The sequence below is a fragment of the Proteiniclasticum ruminis genome (assembly GCF_900115135.1).
Lineage (GTDB): Bacteria > Bacillota > Clostridia > Clostridiales > Clostridiaceae > Proteiniclasticum > Proteiniclasticum ruminis_A.
The window spans coordinates 56,998-72,200 of the sequence record NZ_FOVK01000006.1 but is presented as its reverse complement, the minus strand read 5'-3'; the positions used below and the strand labels follow the sequence as shown (position 1 = coordinate 72,200).

The window sequence follows — 15,203 nt, the reverse complement described above, 5'->3', positions numbered from 1 at the left end:
GGCCTCCTTTAGAGTGATTTAAAGGTATCTTTATTATAAAGCATTTGTGAGAAACCAGTATACAAAATAAAGTACGAGAAAGATGGCGGCAATCCCTATGATCTTGTCCAGTCTTCTTTTTCTTTTTTGTGCAGCATAGGAGAAGTCTTCATGGTCTCTTTTGGATTCATCAGGAAGATCCATCCGATTCTTTTCTCTTCGGCTGAAGTCTTGAATTTCAGCTTGTGCTTTCGCTCTGTCGTTGAGGTTCCGGTTGAAGTCATGATTAAAGCTCATTTAGGGTTTCTCCTTTCTCATTTCAGGAAGCGATGGTTTTTCAGGTACATCCACATAGATAACAAGTGGTTTTTCAAGATAGGTTTCGTACCCTTGCAGTCCCCATTGTTTGATGGTGATTTGGCCGGAGAGTTTTTTATCTGCAATTAGGCCCTCGATGAAAAATAGATCAGCATTGCCACTATAAGACGTACGATCAAACCTATGCAAATCACCTGATTCATCGATATATTCGTTCCAGAACACGCCGAAGGAAACGCCATTGGGCTTGATCTTTGGCGTGAACTTGAAGAGAAGCTCTGTGCGGTTTTCTCTTCGGTTGACCCGTACCAGTTCGACTTCTTTCACTTCATTTACGAGGGTCTGGTTTTCCAAATCTATGGTGATGTTTTCGGATACTCTTGGCATGAGATTTGCACCAAGAACAGTAATTTTGAGTCTTTTTGTTCCTTCTTTGTCCACATTGCCATAGCCGGTGGTAAATTGCCCAGTCTTCTCGTTATAATAGCCAGTCATCAAAGAGTCTGAAAGTAGAACCCCAGTATCTGCATCTTCAACTTTGCCTAAGAGCTGCTTGATTCTATATTGAGACGAGTCTTTCTGTTTCCATAGAAGGGACTGGCCCAAGAGGCTGTTTTCAATGGACTCCAGTTCCATGGGCACATCAAAAAGAGAGAAAGACTCTTTCACAGGCAGTTTATTTACACGTCTGGTCTTTGTCAGCGGGATTTCAAAGTGAAACTCACCCAGATCAAGAACCTCTGTAATTTCCATTTTCTGATCAAATGTCCTTCTCTGTAGTTCAATGTGAATCTTCATTCCAAGATTTTCGGGTAAGGTTTCCTCTGAATCAGGAGGAAGAGCGCCATTCAGCCATAGATATCTGTTGTCTTCCTCAAAACTGCCGGCAAACTGGTAACTGGAAGGATGGAAAAATTCACTGATGTTTTCGTTCGTTGCAGCGTCATAAGCCTGCAGTACTGTTAGTTCAATGAGATCATGGTCATTAAGCGTGATTCCTTCCGGAAACTGAAAATACAGAATGAGGCGTTTCGCGTCGGAAAGAACATACTGAAGGTGCACCTCGGATTTTTCATTTGAAAGAATCATACCAATTTCCTGGACAGCATCCTTACTTTCATCTTCAAATCTGAAGACTTCCAGAAGCTCCGATAACAAAGGGACGGACTTCAGGTTTTGAGCAAAAGAAAGTGTGCTGTTGGCACTGTAGAAGAGAAAAAGAAGTAGGCCTATGAAAGATAAGGAGAAACTTTTTGCTCTTTTTATCCGAAGATGAGTCTTGTATCTTTCTAGAGTTCTTTCTTCTATCCGGTTTAGAGATAGTGGAATTTCAATGCTGTTCTCTGCGGAGCTTTTCAGCCTATGCTCAACAGTTCTCATAAAGACTCCCTCCTTCCTCTTTTGTGAGATCTTCTTTTAGAAGTGACAGTGCCTTTTTGGTTCTGGTAGCCACGGTGCCTTGCGGGATAGATAAGAGTTCAGCTGTATCTTTCACGGTTAAGTCTCCGTAGTAGCGCAGAAGAATGATTTCTTTCAGTTCCTCTGGTAGTGCTTCCACACTCATCTGAAGTGCTAAGTCTTTCTCTTGAGAAGGAGATATCGTATCAGGAACCTCTTCGCTGACCACAAGTCTATTCCGATTTCTTAGAACTCTTTTACATTCATTGATGAGGATTCTTATGAGCCATGTTTTCATATACTCTTCTTTTTTCAGCTTTCTAAGATGGATAAGCCCAAGGAAGATGGATTCATCCACAGCGTCTAGAGCATCATCTTCATGTCCGAGATATGCAAAGGCGATTCTGTACAGATGAGTTTTTTCACTGGTTACCAATGCGAGGAAGAGGTCTTTTTTTCTGTTCTTATTCTGGAAAATCCCCAAGTGATCATCCCCCTTTGTCTATTAGAGTCGTAACTGTATGTTTTTTATTTCGAATCAGCATATTTTCTTGATTCATTATAAATAATATCAAAAGAAGGATAAAGGGAAGATAGAAAAGTGTATAGATAGAAGATGCAAGCAACAAACATGGGAGGTCCATCTACCCTCAGTATTATTCATAGAATATGTTCTATTATGTATCAAAATAATAAATATATGAAGTTGAGTTCAAAACATCAAGAAAAATTCAGAAAAAATGAATTGTATTTCCATGTTGAAGTTGTATAATTAGTAATCGTTGAAAAGAAATGTAAAACATTGAGACATTCTAATTGAGCAATAGAAAAAAGGTTTCTAGTGAAGATATTCATTCAGGATCAAGGGTTTTTGGGTTATTTTACAAATTCCATGAACATTGTTTCTGAATACTTAAAGAACCTTGAATCTATTCTTAAACTGCCTTTGAAAACGACCACAGGCAGATGAATTTTGGTATAGTAAGGTTGAGAATGTAAGGAATGACTTACGTGGGGTGAAAAGAATGGACAATCTGATTAAAAAACTTACACAGAACAAATGGACACTGCCGCTTCTTCTAGGAGCGATTTTATATGGAAAGTCGCTGTTTCTGCTGGTGACCCTTTATGATGCCAGTGCAAGGGTATTCATGATGAGTCTTCTTAGTATTGCGCCGATTTTAGTGATCGTGTCTTTTTCTTTCCTCTTTGAGGGCAGGAAAAAATTATGGTACTTTTTCTTTGTCAATATAGGGTATTCCATTCTGTTCTATGCAGATATGACTTATTTTGACGGACTGAACAGGCTGTTCAGTTTCTATGTGCTGTATCTCAAGAACATCAGCCCAGAGTTTGCAGCAAGCACCAGTGAGTACTTTATGAACCTCAATTTCCTGGTTTTTGTGGATCTTCCATTTTTCCTGTATATCATGCTGAAGTCCAAGAAGGTCATTGGAAAGTCCATCCGTCAAAAAAACAGAGAACTCCGCATGAAGAGATGGGGCCTGTTTGGCACTGCCTTCGCTTTGAGCTTTATGCTCATGGTGACACAGTTTATGACCGTGAGAAAGACAGCAGGAATCGAAAATTACGAAAATCATGCACTTCTGTTATCCCCGGTGGGAAACCACATGGTCAACTTGGCCACTTTTATCAGAGACAGTGTAAAAAAGCTCAATGAAGAGGAGATTGCTTCCATTGAAGGCTGGTATGACGAAAATGCATCCCACTTCAGTGTAGCGGATGAATATAAGGATCTGAAAGGCCTTCTTGCTGGAAAGAATCTCATCGTGGTTCATTTTGAATCGCTGGAAAGCTTTGCGCTGGATTACACCTGGCAGGGACAGGAAATTACTCCGAACCTCAATAAACTGATAAAAAACAGCATCAATTTCACCAACGTGAGAGAGCAGATTCAGGAAGGTGTCAGTTCCGATGCGGAGCTGATGTTCAACACAGGCCTGTATCCTACCCAGAAGGGCAGCGCATTTATGAGCTATGGAGAAAATGAGTATTTCGGTCTTCCAAAGCTTTTAAAGAATGAAGGATATGAAACATCAGCCATTCATGGTGATATGGCGGCCTTCTGGAACAGAGACATTGTTTATCCGAATATCGGCATTGAACGGTATGTGGATGAAGAGCTTTTTGAAGACAAACGTTACAGTGGCCTTGGTATTTTGGATGAGTCTCTCTTTAAACAGTCTGTGAAGGAAATAGAGAGATCGACTAAGCCATACTACTCCTACGTTATGACAGTGACCTCCCATACACCTTTTACCATAGAGGAGGAGCACAGATATCTGGGTATTCCATGGGACAACCATGATGCTGGATACTTAGAGAGTATCCACTATACCGACCACTATCTGGGTGAGTTCTATAAAGAGCTGGAAGCAAAGGGAGAGCTGGAGAATACAGCCCTCATCGTTTTTGGTGACCACGAAGGTGTTCATAAGTATCATGACTCCAACTTGCCTGACAACGAGAAGAAGCTCCCATTCTTCATCCATATTCCTGGTATGGAAGAAATGGAAATCAACACATTAGGTGGACAAGTGGATATGCTGCCAACCATCCTGTATCTTCTGGGTGTCGACGAAGATCTCTACACCGATAAAGTGATGGGCAGCAATCTGTTCAGAGAAGGAGAGGGCTCTGTGGTCATGGCCACAGGAGAAGTCCTTGGTGATCCCAAAGATTACGACCATCTTTTCAATGCACCATATATATCCAACCTTATCATCACGGGAGATTACTTCAGAGCAGCTGAAAAAGATGTGGATATCACGCCGAACACTCAAATGGTGGAAGAAGAGAAAAACAAGTCCCATTAACCGTAACGCCCTGACGTACCTTGAACTGATAGAAGACGATGAAATATAGAGAGCGTATGCCGGCTGCCTTTTTGGTGCCGTAGCATACGCTCTTCTTCTGTCATATCTTAATACTCCATGGGAATCTCAATGCCATACTGATCTTTGGTCACTTTCTGATAGATAGCCAGAAGATCCTCTTTTCCAGTGAGCTTCAGAATAAAGAAGGACCGGAAGAGAGAAGACATATAGTTTTTGTTTTTCAGATGGTACTCGGCAATGCCTTTTCTGTAATAGAGCGAATTGAGTCCATGGGTGGTTTCCTTCTCCAGGCAAAAAGCCAGCGCTTCATCTGCCACAAGAAGCACTTTTTTATGGGCATCCTCCAGGTGATAGTTGTAGCAGATGTTGGTGTAGATTTTCACAAGCAGAAACATCTGGTAGGGCGTTGGTGCACCTTTTTTCAGTCTCTCCAGGATGAAATAAAGAATTTTGGTGCTGAGAGAAAGTTCTTTCTCTTCCGCCAGTAAAATGGCATAGAGAAGAAGTATACGCAGCTCAATAAAGCTGTATTTGTAGGTCATAAACTGTGTAATATTGAAGGAAGGCTGCGTAAGACGCAGAGCATCCAGAAGAATGTTCTTGGCATCGGTTTTATCGCTCTCGAAGCGGGAATGATACAGCGCTGCACCTCTAATGAGGAGCAGAAGCTGGATGACTTCATTGGGATTGATGAAAACAAGATCTTTATTCTCTTTAAAACTGTCACGTATTTCTTTCTCCAAAGCCCGCATTTTCTCATCATTGTAGGTGGTGATGATATCGTCCAGAGCATCATAGTATTCCGTGAGCATCTTATGAGAACGGCTTTCTTTCAGAAGTTCCAGTAAATCTTCTTTATAGAGGCTGGAGAGAAGTTCCAGGGTCTCATACCTTGGGATGACCTCCCCTTTTTCAATTCTACGAAGGGTATCCGAGCTGATGCCGCTTTGTTTTTCCAGTTCCCGCTGACTGTATCCTAAATCTCTCCGGAGTTCTTTCAGTTTGTCGCCAAAAGCCTCCAAGTTGTAACTGATGAACATAGTGCACCTCCAAATCCGTATCACTACTTTTATTTTAATGATGTGCATTGCCTTTGTATATCTTGCAGAGCGAATTTCTCTGTTTTTTCAGAAATTCTTTTCTGAGTCCCGGGGGAAAAATTGAACAGTAGTGTTCAATTTGATTTGTAGTCAAATTTCGGAATTGCTCACTTAAAGAACACAATAAGAACGGTATCAGACTATGTTTAATAGGCATTAAACATGAGGGTCCTTTATTCTTGAAAAACTCTGCCAAAACCCTTGAAATCCAGAAGAAGTGCGTGTTTTTTCCTTCCGTTTTTCTCCTATAGTGTAGGTAACAAAGAATACCAATTAAAGGAGTGTTACGGAATGAAAAAGACAATCGCTAAAATCCTCATGGGAGTAATGCTGGCATCGCTGCTCTTTTCGATGAATACTTACGCTGGCGAAAATGACATTCCTAGAATGTTCAACATTATGCGAGTTGAGGTAAGAAAGTAGGTATGGCTCAGTTCTTGAGCTTTCAACCTATGAGGCAGCAGGAACTTTAGTGTAAGAAGCTGCTGGCTTACGGAAGAAGCTGCAGCAAAACAAATGGGCGCGTACGTGTATCTAAGTCAGAAAGGAGTCGTATTTTTTTGGATGGTGTGTATCTAGAACGAATTCTCATGAATCAGGAACTGAATCAAGCACTTTATAGAAAGGGATCTTTGCTTCTATGCTATTTTCTGGAAGGCGAAATGATTCTTGAGGAAGTAATTCTATCCAGTCGTGAAATGATGATTGTAAGGCGCAGGGAGAGTTCATCCCAACGTCTGATGAGACAGTATGAGCATTTATTTTATGTGTCCAGGACCACCATCAGAGAAGAGAATTTTATGGAATTTCTGGAACGCAGCCACACCCCTTATGAAAATTCCCTCGTCATCTAAGTCATAGAAGATCCTCTCTTCTTTTGATTGTTGCCCATAGGAAAGTCACTGGCAAGCAGGTCTCTGCCAGTGATTTTCTTTTTTTGTGGGAACATGCATGGTGAGCTGGCATTGTGACAAATTTGAAAATTCTGCAGTGTAGTATTTGACCTCATCCATGATTTCGGTTACACTGATTGTATACATTGTATACCATGAATACAATTTGAGGGGGTTTATCATGAATTTATTTTCATTAGAAGGAAAAGTAGCCATTGTGACTGGAGCAAGAACAGGCCTTGGGCAAGGAATTGCAGTGGCGCTGGCTAAGGCGGGAGCAGATATTGTAGGCGTTGGTTCTACTTCCTTAACGGAAACAGAGGAACTCATAAAGATGGAAGGTAGAAGGTTTTTAGGGATCCAGGCTGATCTTACAAAGACTGAGCCGATTCCGGACATTCTTCTTAGAGCAGTAGAAGAGTTTGGTAAGGTGGATATTCTCGTGAACAATGCGGGGATTATCCGAAGAGAAGATGCCATCAGTTTCACAGAGAAAGATTGGGATGATGTGATGAACATCAATCTGAAGACTGTGTTCTTCCTTTCCCAGGCTTGTGCAAAAGAGTTCATAAAACAAGGGACAGGCGGCAAGATCATCAACATTGCCTCCATGCTTTCTTTCCAGGGCGGAATCCGTGTGCCGTCCTACACTTCCAGTAAATCCGGTATCAAGGGACTGACCATGGCCATGGCCAATGAGTGGGCAAAATATGGCATCCATGTCAACGCCATAGCACCGGGTTACATGGCAACAGACAACACCGACGCCCTCAGGAAAGATGAGAAGAGAAACGAAGAGATTCTAGGAAGAATCCCCCAGGGACGCTGGGGAACACCTGAAGATATGGCAGGTCCATGCATCTTCCTGGCTTCAGAAGCTTCCTCTTACATGAATGGATTTACCATGGCAGTGGATGGCGGCTGGCTGGCCAGATAGAAAGAAAATTATAAGAAATCAGATTGTACATAATAGATTTTAGGAGGAACAAGATTATGAAACTTGAAACAAGATATGCAACACATCCTATGGACTCCATGCTCTACACCACAGAGGAGCTGAGAAGCCATTACCTCATCGAAGAAGTGTTTGTAAAAGACGAGGCAAATTTTGTGTATTCACATAATGACCGCATCATCGCCGGGGGCATTCTGCCTGTGGAGAATAAAGTGGAGCTTGGAAGCACCAAAGAGCTGGGCACAAAGTTTTTCTTTGAAAGAAGAGAAGCCGGAGTCATTAATGTAGGCGGGCCTGGAAAGGTTCTTCTTGACGGAAAAGTCTTCACCATGGAGAATAGTGATGGACTCTACATTGGCATGGGTACGGAAGAAGTGGTCTTTGAAAGCCTGGATGGAAATAATCCTGCAAAGTTTTATTTCAACAGCGCACCAGCCCATCATGCATACAGCACAAGGCTCATTACCCTGGCGGATGCGAAGAAAGTGCATCTTGGCAGCGACGAGAACCTCAACAAGAGAACCATCAATCAGTACGTACATCCAGATGTCTGTGAAAGCTGTCAGCTGGTCATGGGCATGACCAGTTTTGAAGCGGGCAGTGTATGGAATACCATGCCATGTCACACCCATGAAAGAAGAATGGAAGTATACTTCTACTTCAATCTGAAGGAAGAAGACAGAGTCTTCCATATGATGGGCGAACCACAGGAAACGAGACACATCATCATGAAAAATGAGCAGGCTGTGATTTCTCCCAGCTGGTCCATCCACAGCGGGGTGGCCACTGGAAAGTACACCTTCATCTGGGGCATGTGTGGAGAAAATATTGAGTTTACCGATATGGACCATGTGGCCATGGCGGATTTAAGATAAGGGAAGTTGCTTCCCTTATCAGAAGGGATGAGTTAGATGAAAGACAGAAACAGTATGTTCAAACTGAATACCATGGGGGATGATGTCTACGAGGAAATGAAAAAAGATATCCTGAACCTCCATATGAAGCCAGGCACTCCGGTGACGGAGCAAGGAATCTGCGAAAAATACGGGATTTCTAGAACGCCCAGCAGGCATGTGCTTCAACGACTGAGAGATGATGGACTCATCCATTCCATACCCTACAAAGCCAGTTTTGTATCTCTTCTTGATTTCGAGAAAATCGAACAGATTATTTTCATGCGCTGCGCCATTGAGGAAAAAGTGATGAAAGAAGCGATGAACAAGAAGAATGAGAGGTTTCTCAAAGAGCTGAAAAGAAGTCTGAGAGACCAGGAGGATCTTCTTTCAGAGGAGTTCACACCGGAAGAGTTCTATGCCATGGATGCAGAGTTTCATGCCATCTGGTTCCGCTTCACGGGCAAAGAGTTCGTCTGGGAAGAAATCGAGAGAATGCTCGTACACTACAAAAGGTTCCGTATGCTGGATATCGTGGTGGTGAAAGATTTCCAAACCATCTACGAGGAACATGTGGAACTTGTTCAGATTATAGAAGAGGGCAAAGAAGAGCTGGTAGAGAAAAAGATCGCAAAACATCTTTATGGGGGGATCAACCGGCTGGGAGACAAAATTCATGGGGAGTACAAAGAGTACTTCATAGAAGACAATACATAGTATCAAAATATTAAATGAAAAGATGACGAAGGTGGACCTTTTGATGGAGGTCTGCCTTTGTCACAGAGAGAGAAATCTCTCGGTATAGAAAGAAAAAGAAAGAACGGGGATAGTTGAGTTCATGGATAAACAGAATTTTTATACGAGGCTGGATCAGAAAGACCGCTCTGTTTTGAACGCGGTGTTTTATGTGTTTTTTGTCAACGGCATTTTTGCCATGATCATGGGGTCGCTTTTGCCCATGATCAGTGTAGAGTACAATCTTTCAGATACACTAAGTGGATCGCTGATTTCAGCGCACTCAGTGGGCAATCTCATTTCAGGGTTCGTTGCAGGCGTGCTGCCTATGTATCTTGGCAGAAAAAGATCCATTGTGTTTTTATCTTCCTTTGTGACCTTAGGGTTCACCCTGATGATTTTCACAGGAAGTCCGCTGCTTCTTCTTTTGGCTTTTCTTTTCACAGGAATCAGCCGTGGAAGTGTCAGCAACTTCAACAACACCATGGTCAATGAGGTGTCCAACAGCAGTCCGGCTGCGCTGAGCTTTCTTCACAGCGTATTTGCTGTGGGAGCGATTCTTGCGCCAATTCTTGCCATGGTTTCCACAAGGATTCTGGGCAATGACGGCTGGAGAATGAGTGCTGTCATCATTATTCTTCTTACAAGCCTTTCCCTTTTCTTCTTCTCCAGAATGGAGATGCAGGAAAAAGTCCAGGTGAAAGGAAAAGGAGGGGGGTATGATTTTCTGAAATCCCGAGTGTTTTGGGTCCATGCAGGGATCCTGTTTTTCTATCTTGCTGGGGAAGCCACCATCAACGGATGGATTGTGAAGTACTTTGTGGATTCGAAAATCATGACCATCGGCTATGCGCAGTTTCTTGCATCCATGCTGTGGCTGGCAGTTCTCATCGGAAGAATCACTGTCAGTTATTTCGGTGACCGGATCAGGAAGGAAACCATCCTTCTTGTGACCACCACAAGCACAGTGCTGTTTTATTTCCTCCTTCTTGCCACCCGAAATGTCACGGTGATTACCATAGCCATCTTCGGCATTGGACTTTCCATGGCGGGCATCTATCCCACTACAGTTTCGAAGGTAGGCAAAACCATTAAAGAATATCCCATGGCCATGGGGGTTCTCCTGGTACTAGGAGGCATAGGAGCCATTGTAATGCCGATTCTCACAGGCGCTCTCTCGGATGCCTTTGGTATTTTTGCGGGGATGAGTGCCATTGTGGTGGTGCTGATTCTCATGATGGTCCTGGTGATGTTCTCTCTTATGGAAGGGAAAAAAAGAGCAAAAGCAGCCTAATACTCAGAATTCATAGCGATAAAAATGGAAGAACCAGAGTGAAGCATATGATATGCATCATCTGGTTCTTTTTTATGGAATTTTTCAATTTCCTTAACTTTTCTCGATAATTTTTATGGGTATCTCTATCCTATATGCTTCACACGAGAAAGAAGTTCACATTTTGCACTGTTTCATGCTGTTTAGATATTAACATTCATAAGAAGTCTCCGATATGTTGAGTGTATGAGTGTTTTTACATCCAGATGAAGCAAGATATGACAGGAGGGAAGGAGAGAGCAGATCTTTTGTTTTCTAAGAATCGGGGGTTTTTAGAAAACAAAAGACAGTAGATCTGAAGTGAGATTTTTTACATTCAGAGTTCAAGAAGAACTGGCAAATTATTAACTGTAAAGAGGGATAGTATGAAAATTAGAGGAAAACTGATCATTAGTTTTACGGCTTTGGTGGCAATTTTAGCCATCAGTTTAGGGCTGGTTTCCATCATGTCAGCAACTCGTGTTCTCAATAGACAAGCTGAACTGAACTTATCTTATCAAGCTATTGAAGGATCCAATCTTGTTGTGAGTGAAATGCAATCACAAGGTTTAGCGCTTCAAATTCTAGCAGAAATGGATGAAATGAAGAATATGGGTCTATCTGAGATGTTTACGCTGATCAGCCGCCAGATTGTGAAAATGGAGTTTGCTGACATTTGTGTAATTATGCCAGATGGCACACTGAACTATAAAGATAAAAAAGTAATCAAACTGGAGAAGGATGATCCTGCGCTAAAGGTCTTTGATGGAGAAGTCGTCTCTTATTTCGGCATGAGCCCAGCAACTGGAGAGCCAGTTCTTATTTATGCAGTGCCAATCTATCAGAACAGCCGAGTGGTCGGGGGGCTTCTTGGAAGATACCCTGGCGTAGCTCTCAGTGAGCTGAGCGACCAGATTACATACGGAAAAGATGGATATGCATACATTATTAATGAAGAAGGCACCGTCATCGCACATAGAGATAGGGATAAAGTCAGAGAACAATCTAATCCCATCAAGGATGGAGAGACAGATCCTTCATTGGCGTCTACGAAGGTTTTGTTTGAAAAGATTTTGAAAAATAAAGCTGGTTTAGAGCATTATGAGATTAATGGTATCAAAAGATACGCAGCATTTTCACCAATAGAAAATACAACCTGGACACTTGTTGTTACGGCTACGGAAGAATATGTGCTCTCAGGAAGAGACGAAATCCGTGATAATATTTTCTATGTAGCAATCGTTGCACTGCTAATAGGTGCAATCTGCACCTATTTTATCGGTTCCAACATTGTAAAACCTATTAAACCTGTAGTAGAGAAAGCAAAGCTGCTTGCTGCCCTTGATTTGCGTGAAAACCTGTCTGAGAAGTCTCTCAAAGCGAAGGATGAAATGGGGGATATCAGTAGAGCCTTGCAGCAAATCATTGACAGTTTCCGGGATGTGTTACGTAAAGTAGACCACTCTTCCCAGGATGTGGCGGCTTCTTCCAAGCAGCTGCAGGCCAGCGCGGATCAGTCTGCGGTAACTGCAGAAGAAGTATCTAAAACTGTAGAGGAAATCGCAAGAGGAGCTCAGGAACAGGCAGCCAATACAGAAGATGGCTCTCAGAAAGCACTGTCTCTTGGTGAAAGTATTGAAGTCAACAACAAGTTCCTCATTCAGCTCAGTGAATCCAATGAGCAGGTGGCGGAGATTGTAAATATTGGTATGAATGAAATGGAGAAGCTATCAGGGATTACCAAGGAAAGCACGGAGTCAGTAAAAGAAATCGCATCCATCATCGATCTGACCCATAAGAGTGCAGCAAATATCGGACAAGCCAGCTCCATGATCTCAAGCATCGCAGACCAGACAAATCTTCTGGCTCTCAATGCCGCCATTGAAGCAGCAAGAGCAGGAGATGCAGGCAGGGGGTTTGCTGTGGTTGCTGAAGAGATCAGAAAACTTGCGGAGCAATCTGCCCGATCCACAAAGGCTATTGACATGACGGTTTCAGAACTTCAGAAAAATGCGGAGAATGCGGTGAGAACCATGGAAAGAGTGGTAAGCATCACCAGTGAGCAGTCCGGGTCTGTATCCTCCAGTATGGATATGTTTGGAGCTATTGAATCTGCTACCAAATTCTCCATGGAATATACAGAGCATCTTAATGAGTCCGGCAGAGTCATGATGGAAATGAAGGAAGCCATCATGGATGCCCTACAGAATCTTACAGCGATTTCGGAGGAGAACTCTGCGGCCACTGAGGAAGCTTCCGCTTCCATGGAGGAGCAGTCCGCTTCCATCCAGGAGATAGCCAGCGCTTCTGAGAACCTTGCTAAGCTTTCTGAAGAACTGAGAAGAATCATCAGCCAGTTCCAGATGTAGAACGGATCCACCCAAAGCGAAGTGAACTGACTTCTTCTCTTTGGGTGTTTTTCATACAATAAAACAGACAGAAAGGGGATTAAAATATGATTGCGTGGAAAGAGGACTATGAAGTTGGGATTGATGTGGTAGACAGTCAGCATAAGGAGCTTTTTGTCATTGCAGGAAAAGCCTTTGACCTTCTCAAAAATGAGTTTGTCACAGATAAATATGATGCCATGGTGGAGATTCTGGAAGAGCTCAAGGATTATGCAGCGTTTCACTTTGAAACCGAAGAAAAATACCTGGAAGAGACAGGTTTCAAGAAACTTTTCTCCCACAAGATGGAACATGCGGCATTTCTTCAAGAAATTGAGGCCATAGACCTGGAAGAACTTGATGAGAATCAGGAAGAGCATATGATGAGAATTCTGCAGTTCATCGTGAACTGGATCGATCGTCACATTCTGGAGAAAGATCAGCAGTTTGCAGTGAAATAGACCAGTAAAACCCATAAGAGAAAAGGAAAGGATGAGATAGGTCTTCTTTAGAAGAGAAAGAGGGGGGAAACAGATGAGATTTGAAGCCATATCAAGGGAGGAAGCGATTGAAAAAGCAGTGGAGGAACTGAAACTTTCGAAGGATGGCCTTACTGTTAAAGAGATTTCCAAACCTGAGAAGAGAATCATGGGATTGAAGAAGATCCCTGGCATATATGAGATCCTTCCAAAGGAGAAGGAAGAACGCAAAAAAACAGATGATGTGAATGGAACCGTTGAAGTGAAAAATGGCCAGGTGCTGGTGACAGGTCCCAAAGGAAAAGGAGTGGAAGCCACACTGTTTATTCATGAGGATCAGCTGATTTTCAATGTCAATGGAGAGCCTGTCACAGGAAACCGCACCTTGAGCGCTCAGGATGTCATTGAAGTGAGTTTTGAGCATCTGCCTCCAGAAGTGCATTTTCAAGTGGAGCTCAGTGAATCTATGTTGGAAGCCTATGTGGAGATCCGAAGAAAGAGCGGGAAAAAATATAGACTGAAAGATTTGGAGAAAACCTCAAGAGGAGCCCTTCAGATAGAGTTTGATCCACTTCCACCCGAAGCGATTCATCCGGAAGAAGTGTTTACAGCACTAGCGAACTGTGGTGTCCTGCCGGAGTTTATTCTGGAGGATGCAGTAAAGAAAGCCTGCGAAAGCAAGGAAAGCGGGAAAATCCTGGTGGCCAGAGGGAAGGCCCCGGTGGAAAGCAGGAGAACGGACATCGACTACTGCAGCGAGATCTTTGTCAAAGAGATTACGAGAGGTTTAGAGCCTGTGGTGATGAAAGGGACAAAACTGGCCGAAAAAAATGGAGAGGCAGTGGAAGGGATTCCAGGAGTGGATGTCAAAGGAGCAGAAATCAAAGTTCAAAAGGTAAAGGATGAGGAACTGAAAGCAGCCGAAGGAGCGTTCCTTGATGGGAATGCTGTTTATGCTGAAAGAGATGGCAGACCATATCTCAAGAAAGGCGAGATTGGGGTGGTGCCACTGCTCACTGTAGTGGGAGATCTTGATAAAGATACAGAGGACATTGATTTTGATGGAGATGTGGTGGTGAAGGGGAATGTTCAGGACCACATGGTGATCCGTGCCACAGGGAATATTTCCATCATCGGCTCTGTGTACCATTCTGAACTTTATGCGGAGCAGAACATAGAAGTCCAGGGAAAGGTCATTGGGGGGATTTTAAGAGCTGGGGATGAGAATGCAGTGTTCCAGACACTTCTGCCCATCGTGGAGAAAGTGATTCTTGTCATCGAAGCCATGTTCACTGGTCTGCAGCTGACAGAAGGAAGAACGGTTCAGGACATCATGGACAGTATCAGCAAAGGTAAGGAAGAGACTGAAGCTCTTTTCCAGGAGATCGAGCAGATAGAAGAGATTTTCACACCACATCAGCTGCAGGTGGTGGAAGAGATTGAGAAAAAATTCGCCTATGTCTTCAAGGAAATCAGACTTCTTCACAAAGAAGGATTCATCGAGCTCAATACGGTTTATGAAAGGCTTCTTTCTATGGTGGAGATGATGAAAGAAGAACTTCTCGATGCAAGACTGATTAAGCTGTACTACGCTCAGAATGCAACACTGAAATCCAGTGGAGATGTAGAGATTACAGGAGATGGGAGTTATCAGTCCAGTATTGTGGCAGGGAACGAAATCAGATTCACAAAGTTTGCCAGTGTGGTCAAGGGCGGAACTTTACTTGCAGGAAGATTCATCAAGGCTGGGATCGTTGGCACGCCCAGTGAAATTCAGACGTTTCTCAAGGTTTTGGATCGAGAGGGAGATATTACAGGCAGATTCTATAAGGGAACGACGCTGATGAGAAAAGATGAACTGAAGGACTATGCGGCGATTTTAAAGTAACTAGGGGG

General features: G+C 43.0%; 14 protein-coding genes. 10 read left to right on the top strand and 4 right to left on the bottom strand.

Annotated features, from left to right (window positions below):
• Positions 1-33 precede the first annotated feature (33 nt).
• From BM243_RS09790 to BM243_RS09780, 3 genes are read right to left on the bottom strand one after another with little or no spacing between them, the layout of a single operon-like run.
• The gene (locus BM243_RS09790; protein WP_074912193.1) at positions 34-276 is read right to left on the bottom strand and encodes a hypothetical protein; all 243 of its coding nucleotides are present in this window, start codon (positions 274-276) and stop codon (positions 34-36) included.
• Complete coding sequence (locus BM243_RS09785) at positions 277-1,677, bottom strand: hypothetical protein (protein WP_074912192.1); 1,401 nt, start codon at positions 1,675-1,677, stop codon at positions 277-279. It lies immediately after the preceding gene.
• Complete coding sequence (locus BM243_RS09780; RefSeq protein WP_074912191.1) at positions 1,664-2,179, bottom strand: sigma-70 family RNA polymerase sigma factor; 516 nt, start codon at positions 2,177-2,179, stop codon at positions 1,664-1,666. Before BM243_RS09780 ends, BM243_RS09785 begins: the two co-directional genes overlap by 14 nt.
• Before the next feature lie 541 nt (positions 2,180-2,720).
• Here BM243_RS09780 and BM243_RS09775 point away from each other — a divergent pair.
• Entirely contained in the window at positions 2,721-4,532 is a 1,812-nt protein-coding gene (locus BM243_RS09775) for an LTA synthase family protein (protein ID WP_074912190.1), read from the top strand.
• A gap of 107 nt (positions 4,533-4,639) precedes the next feature.
• On the opposite strand, the gene BM243_RS09770 is transcribed toward BM243_RS09775, so the two are convergent.
• Positions 4,640-5,593: a helix-turn-helix domain-containing protein gene (locus tag BM243_RS09770; protein ID WP_074912189.1), complete on the bottom strand. Its 954-nt coding sequence runs from the start codon at positions 5,591-5,593 to the stop codon at positions 4,640-4,642.
• A 351-nt stretch (positions 5,594-5,944) separates the two neighbouring features.
• On the opposite strand from BM243_RS09770, the gene BM243_RS15495 reads away from it, so the two are divergent.
• From BM243_RS15495 to BM243_RS09730, 9 genes are all read left to right on the top strand, one after another.
• Entirely contained in the window at positions 5,945-6,076 is a 132-nt protein-coding gene (locus BM243_RS15495) for a hypothetical protein (protein ID WP_278335456.1), read from the top strand.
• A 137-nt stretch (positions 6,077-6,213) separates the two neighbouring features.
• Positions 6,214-6,507 (top strand): hypothetical protein, encoded by a 294-nt coding sequence (locus tag BM243_RS09765; protein ID WP_074912188.1) that lies wholly within the window; start codon positions 6,214-6,216, stop codon positions 6,505-6,507.
• Between the two features lie 220 nt (positions 6,508-6,727).
• Positions 6,728-7,483 (top strand): 2-dehydro-3-deoxy-D-gluconate 5-dehydrogenase KduD, encoded by a 756-nt coding sequence (gene kduD, locus BM243_RS09760; RefSeq protein WP_083422737.1) that lies wholly within the window; start codon positions 6,728-6,730, stop codon positions 7,481-7,483.
• A 56-nt stretch (positions 7,484-7,539) separates the two neighbouring features.
• A complete protein-coding gene (gene kduI / locus BM243_RS09755) occupies positions 7,540-8,376 on the top strand; it encodes a 5-dehydro-4-deoxy-D-glucuronate isomerase (RefSeq protein WP_074912187.1) in 837 nt (278 codons plus the stop codon).
• A gap of 36 nt (positions 8,377-8,412) precedes the next feature.
• Entirely contained in the window at positions 8,413-9,111 is a 699-nt protein-coding gene (locus BM243_RS09750) for a GntR family transcriptional regulator (RefSeq protein ID WP_083422736.1), read from the top strand.
• A gap of 121 nt (positions 9,112-9,232) precedes the next feature.
• Positions 9,233-10,423 (top strand): MFS transporter, encoded by a 1,191-nt coding sequence (locus BM243_RS09745; RefSeq protein WP_074912186.1) that lies wholly within the window; start codon positions 9,233-9,235, stop codon positions 10,421-10,423.
• Between the two features lie 404 nt (positions 10,424-10,827).
• Positions 10,828-12,810: a methyl-accepting chemotaxis protein gene (locus tag BM243_RS09740; protein ID WP_074912185.1), complete on the top strand. Its 1,983-nt coding sequence runs from the start codon at positions 10,828-10,830 to the stop codon at positions 12,808-12,810.
• A gap of 86 nt (positions 12,811-12,896) precedes the next feature.
• Positions 12,897-13,289, top strand: a complete 393-nt coding sequence (locus BM243_RS09735) for a bacteriohemerythrin (RefSeq protein WP_074912184.1) — start codon at positions 12,897-12,899, stop codon at positions 13,287-13,289.
• Positions 13,290-13,362: 73 nt separating this feature from the next.
• A complete protein-coding gene (locus tag BM243_RS09730) occupies positions 13,363-15,195 on the top strand; it encodes a FapA family protein (protein WP_074912183.1) in 1,833 nt (610 codons plus the stop codon).
• The last annotated feature ends 8 nt before the right edge of the window (positions 15,196-15,203 follow it).

Coding starts and splice junctions, on each gene's coding strand:
- BM243_RS09790 (WP_074912193.1), bottom strand. CDS start 276: ATGAGCTTTAATCATGACTTCAACCGGAACCTCAACGACAGAGCGAAA.
- BM243_RS09785 (WP_074912192.1), bottom strand. CDS start 1,677: ATGAGAACTGTTGAGCATAGGCTGAAAAGCTCCGCAGAGAACAGCATT.
- BM243_RS09775 (WP_074912190.1), top strand. CDS start 2,721: ATGGACAATCTGATTAAAAAACTTACACAGAACAAATGGACACTGCCG.
- BM243_RS09770 (WP_074912189.1), bottom strand. CDS start 5,593: ATGTTCATCAGTTACAACTTGGAGGCTTTTGGCGACAAACTGAAAGAA.
- BM243_RS15495 (WP_278335456.1), top strand. CDS start 5,945: ATGAAAAAGACAATCGCTAAAATCCTCATGGGAGTAATGCTGGCATCG.
- kduD (WP_083422737.1), top strand. CDS start 6,728: ATGAATTTATTTTCATTAGAAGGAAAAGTAGCCATTGTGACTGGAGCA.
- kduI (WP_074912187.1), top strand. CDS start 7,540: ATGAAACTTGAAACAAGATATGCAACACATCCTATGGACTCCATGCTC.
- BM243_RS09750 (WP_083422736.1), top strand. CDS start 8,413: ATGAAAGACAGAAACAGTATGTTCAAACTGAATACCATGGGGGATGAT.
- BM243_RS09745 (WP_074912186.1), top strand. CDS start 9,233: ATGGATAAACAGAATTTTTATACGAGGCTGGATCAGAAAGACCGCTCT.
- BM243_RS09740 (WP_074912185.1), top strand. CDS start 10,828: ATGAAAATTAGAGGAAAACTGATCATTAGTTTTACGGCTTTGGTGGCA.
- BM243_RS09735 (WP_074912184.1), top strand. CDS start 12,897: ATGATTGCGTGGAAAGAGGACTATGAAGTTGGGATTGATGTGGTAGAC.
- BM243_RS09730 (WP_074912183.1), top strand. CDS start 13,363: ATGAGATTTGAAGCCATATCAAGGGAGGAAGCGATTGAAAAAGCAGTG.